This is a genomic window from Intrasporangium chromatireducens Q5-1 (assembly GCF_000576575.1).
GTDB lineage: Bacteria > Actinomycetota > Actinomycetes > Actinomycetales > Dermatophilaceae > Intrasporangium_A > Intrasporangium_A chromatireducens.
In genome coordinates, this window is the sequence record NZ_AWQS01000290.1 from 1 (window position 1) to 4,239 (window position 4,239).

General features: G+C 72.6%; 3 protein-coding genes. All 3 read left to right on the top strand.

What is annotated here, in order from left to right; genetic code table 11:
• Positions 1-521 (top strand): PadR family transcriptional regulator (locus tag N864_RS19745; protein WP_034721355.1); only part of this gene is annotated, 521 nt, incomplete at its 5' end.
• Between the two features lie 83 nt (positions 522-604).
• On the top strand, positions 605-1,306 hold the full coding sequence (locus N864_RS19750; protein WP_034721358.1) for an ABC transporter ATP-binding protein: 702 nt from the start codon (positions 605-607) through the stop codon (positions 1,304-1,306).
• Positions 1,307-1,310: 4 nt separating this feature from the next.
• A complete protein-coding gene (locus N864_RS19755; RefSeq protein ID WP_081794059.1) occupies positions 1,311-4,229 on the top strand; it encodes an ABC transporter permease in 2,919 nt (972 codons plus the stop codon).
• Positions 4,230-4,239 lie beyond the last annotated feature (10 nt).

Below are 4,239 nucleotides of genomic sequence, written 5' to 3' on the forward strand. Positions count from 1 at the left end.
CGTGGCCGCTCAACATCGGGCAGGTCTACACGACGCTCGCGCGCCTCGAGCGGGACGGGCTGGTCGAACCGGTCGGCGGCGGGGACGACGAGGGCCGGGTCACCTACCGGCTCACCGAGCAGGGTCGTGCCGCCGCCGAGGCGTGGTGGAGCACGCCAGTGGCGCGGGACGAGACGCCCAGGGACGAGCTCGTCATCAAGCTCGCCCTCGCGGTCACCTCGCCCGGCGTGGATGTCGCGCAGGTCGTCCAGACCCAGCGGACCGCGACGCTGAGGCACCTGCGCGACCTGACCCGGCTCAAGGCCTCTGGGGCCACGGAGCCGCACGGCGCCGACCTCGCCTGGCAGCTCGTCCTCGAGAACCTCCTCTTCTCCGGGGAGGCCGAGGTCCGCTGGCTGGACCACGTCGAGGCGACGCTCGCGCGTCATGCCCGTATGCCGCTGACCTCGCACCCCGGGTCGGCTGACGTTCCCGACTCGGCCGGCTCTCACCGTCCGGCACCGAAGGGAGCACGGGCGTGAGGGGGCGTGACGCACGGACGGACGGCACCGAGCAGGCGGCCGGACGTCACCCGAAGGACGCAGCTGCTGCTCCCGCTCTCGTCCTGACGGACGTGACGCGGGTCCACGGCTCCGCGGCGACGGAGGTCGTGGCCCTGGAGGGGGCCTCGCTCTCGGTCAGCCCCGGCGAGCTCGTGGCGGTCATGGGCCCGTCCGGGTCCGGCAAGTCGACCCTGCTCAACCTGGCCGGCGGTCTCGACAAGGCCACGTCGGGCACGGTGGCGGTGAACGGCATACGGCTCGACTCCCTTGACGCCAAAGGACTTGCCGCACTCCGGCGTCGGTCCGTCGGGTTCGTCTTCCAGGACCTCAACCTCATCCCGAGCCTGACCGCGGCGGAGAACATCGGCCTGCCGCTCGAGCTCGACGGACTCTCGGTGCGGCGGGCGCGGTCGCAGGCGCTCGATGCGCTGAACCTGCTCGGGCTGCGCGAGCTTGCGGACCGCTATCCCGACCAGATGTCGGGTGGGCAGCAGCAGCGTGTGGCGATCGCGCGGGCGCTCGTCGGGGAGCGCCGGCTGGTCCTGGCCGACGAGCCGACCGGCGCGCTCGACTCACACACCGGCGAGGAGGTGCTCCGCGTGCTGCGGCAGCGGTGCGACGCCGGTGCGGCGGGCTTGCTCGTCACGCACGAGGCTCGCCACGCGGCCTGGGCCGACCGGGTGGTCTTCCTCCGCGACGGGCGCATCGTCGACTCGACCGGTGGGCCGGACTCCGCCGACTCACTTCTCGCGCAGGCACGGTGAGGTGATGGCGCGAGGTCAGGGGGACTCGAGGCAGCCCGTGCAGGGGGCGGGCCGCCTCGAGCAGTGGCGGGCCGGCTGGCGGGTGGCGCTCCGGATGGCCCGGCGCGACGTCCGGCGGCACCGGGGCCGCAGCATCCTCATCACGGTCATGGTGGGGCTGCCGGTGCTGCTGCTCGTCGCGGGCAGCACGCTGTGGTTCAGCGAGGACCTCGACACCGCCGAGCGGCTGCCGTTGCAGCTCGGGCAGAGCCAGGGCTACCTCACCGGGCCAGGACCCGAGGAGCTGCACCAGCTGCTCGACCCGACCAACCAGTACGGCGGGCCCGACGAGACGACACGCAAGGCTGCGCCCGTGCCCGGGTACGGGTCCGGCCGCGAGGCGAGCGCTCTCGGCGCGCTCGTCGCCGGCCGGGTACACCCCGTCACGACGTCGTCGGCAAGCGCCCGGGTGGACCGGCGCGCCGTCCACGTGACGGTCCTCGGCGTCGACGCGGCGTCGGCCGGCTCGGTGCTGCAGCCCCGGGTCACGCTCGAGAACGGTCGCTGGCCCACCGGACCGGACGAGGTCGTCGTGACTCCGACCGGGGTCGCGGCCGGCCTGCCGACTGAGGGGACCTTCACGCTCACCCCCGAGACCCCGGACGCAGAGCCGCAGCCCACGACAGTGACCGTGGTCGGGACCGGGCGCGGCTTCACTGGATGGAGCGTGGAGCAGGTCGAACCGGCCGACGTCATCACGACACCCACCGTGTCGTCGGCAGCCAATGTCCAGTGGCTCGTCGAGCGCAACTCGCCCATCACCTGGCCAGAGATCGAGCAGCTGAACCACTACGGCGTGGGCGCCTTCAGCCGGTATGTCGCCCTGCACCCCGAGACGATGACGCTGCCGGCCGACTACCTCGGCCGGCCAGACCGGGTGTCCGCCCTCTATGCCGTGGGGGCAGCCTCGCTCGGCCTGCTGCTCCTGACGAGTCTGCTCGCCGGTCCCGCCTTCGCGGTCAGTGCTTCACGGCAGCGCCGCGCACTCGCCCTCGCCGCCTCCAACGGGGCGACGACGGCGCAGCTGCGCCGGAGCGTGCTCGCCCAGGCGCTCGTGCTCGGCGTGCTCTCCTCGCTCGTCGGGGCGGCGGTCGGAGTCGCCGGCGGCGTGGCTGGCGCCCGGTTGATCGGGGCGCTCAAGCCGGCGCACTTCTTCGGGCCGCTCGAGGTGCCGTGGGGATCGATCACGCTCGTCGTCGTCGCAGGGGTCGTCAGCTCGCTCATCGCCGCGCTCGTGCCGAGCCGAGGGCTGGCCCGGCTCGACATCGTCGCGGTCATGCGGGGCGTGTCGGTCTCGCCACCCTTGCGTCGACGCGTTCCTGTCGTCGGCGCGGCGCTCGTGGCGATCGGGATCGGCGCGATTTTCACCGCATCGTTCCAGTACGAGAACGCCTACTTCTTCGTCTTCCTCGGCGGGGTGGTCCTCACCGTCATCGGCGCGCTGCTCATGGTGCCGCTCGTGCTGGCACTCGGGGGTCGGGCCGCGCATCGCCTGCCGCTCGCCGCTCGGATGGCCGCTCGCGACGCCGGACGGCTCAGGGGGCGAGCCACCCCGACCGTCGCGGCCATCATGGCGGGTGCAGCGGTCCTCACCACGGCTTGTATCGCTCTCCAGGCCGACACCGGGCGCAAGGCGCGCAGCTACCAACCCCTGTCGGTGAGCGGGCAGGCCACGCTCTCGGTCTGGTCGGACCCCCGCACCACGACCGACGTCATCACGGCCCTCCGTCGGGTCGACCCGTCGATCCGCACCCTGACCATGCGCGGTCTCGGCCAGAGCAGCGCCGAGGGGTCTACCAGCAACCTGGCCGCCCTCAAATCGGGCTGCTCGCCGTCCCAGATCATCACCGAGGACGACGACCTGGCCGTCGCCGGCCGCACCATCGAGCAGGGCGACCCGGCCCCTCGGTGCGCCACGGTCTCGACAGGGGGCTCCACGCCGGGATCCTCACTGCTCGCCGCCGATCTCGACGAGCTCGCGGCGATGCTCGACCTCACCAGTGGGCAACGGGAGGCGCTGGCGGCGGGAGCGATCGCGGTGCTCGACCCGGCCGCCTCCAGCACCCTGCCGCAGCAGGGGCGGTGGCACTCCGCCCCGGTCGCGATTGAGGCGATGCGTCCGATCGACCTCGAGGTGACAAACGGCGCGGCGCAGTTCTTCCGCTACGCGGTCACCTCCAACGAGACCGGCCCACCCACCCTGGACGACCGGGGCGGTCGCGACGTGGTGAGCCTGCCGGTCGTCCACCTCGAGCACTCCCAGTGGATCCGCCTCATCGACGGCTGGAGCGGCGGGCCAGGCGCCGTCATCACGACACAGACCGCGAGGGGGCTCGCGCTTCCGGACACGATCCGCTTCACCGCGCTGCGTGGGGATGGCCCCATCACAGCCGAACAAGAAGCGCGGCTGCTCGATGCCGCCACTGCGATCACCTCGCAGTTGAGGCTGCAGGTGGAGCGCGGCTTCCAGCGGGACGACGGGCTCATCATCGCGATCGTCATCGCCGTGATCGCCCTCATCATCCTCGTGGCGACACTGATCGCCACGGCCCTCGGGCAGGCTGAGGCGACGCCGCTGCTCGGGACGCTGGCGGCAGTCGGTGCTACGCGGACCACGAGGCGCGCGATGGCAGCGGCGCAGGCGACCTATCTCGGGCTGCTCGGCACGGTCCTTGGGGTCCTCGTCGGAATCGCGCCCGGGGTCGCGATCTCGAGAATCCTCACCGCGACCTACACGGGGACCGGCCTCGACCACAGCAGCGTCATCATCGACATCCCGTGGCTGCAGATCCTCATGCCCGTCCTGCTCGTTCCCCTCGTCGCAGGCGCCCTCGCCGGCGTATCGGTCCGACGAGCCCCCACCGTCACCCGGCGCGCCACGTGAGCGTGCCGAG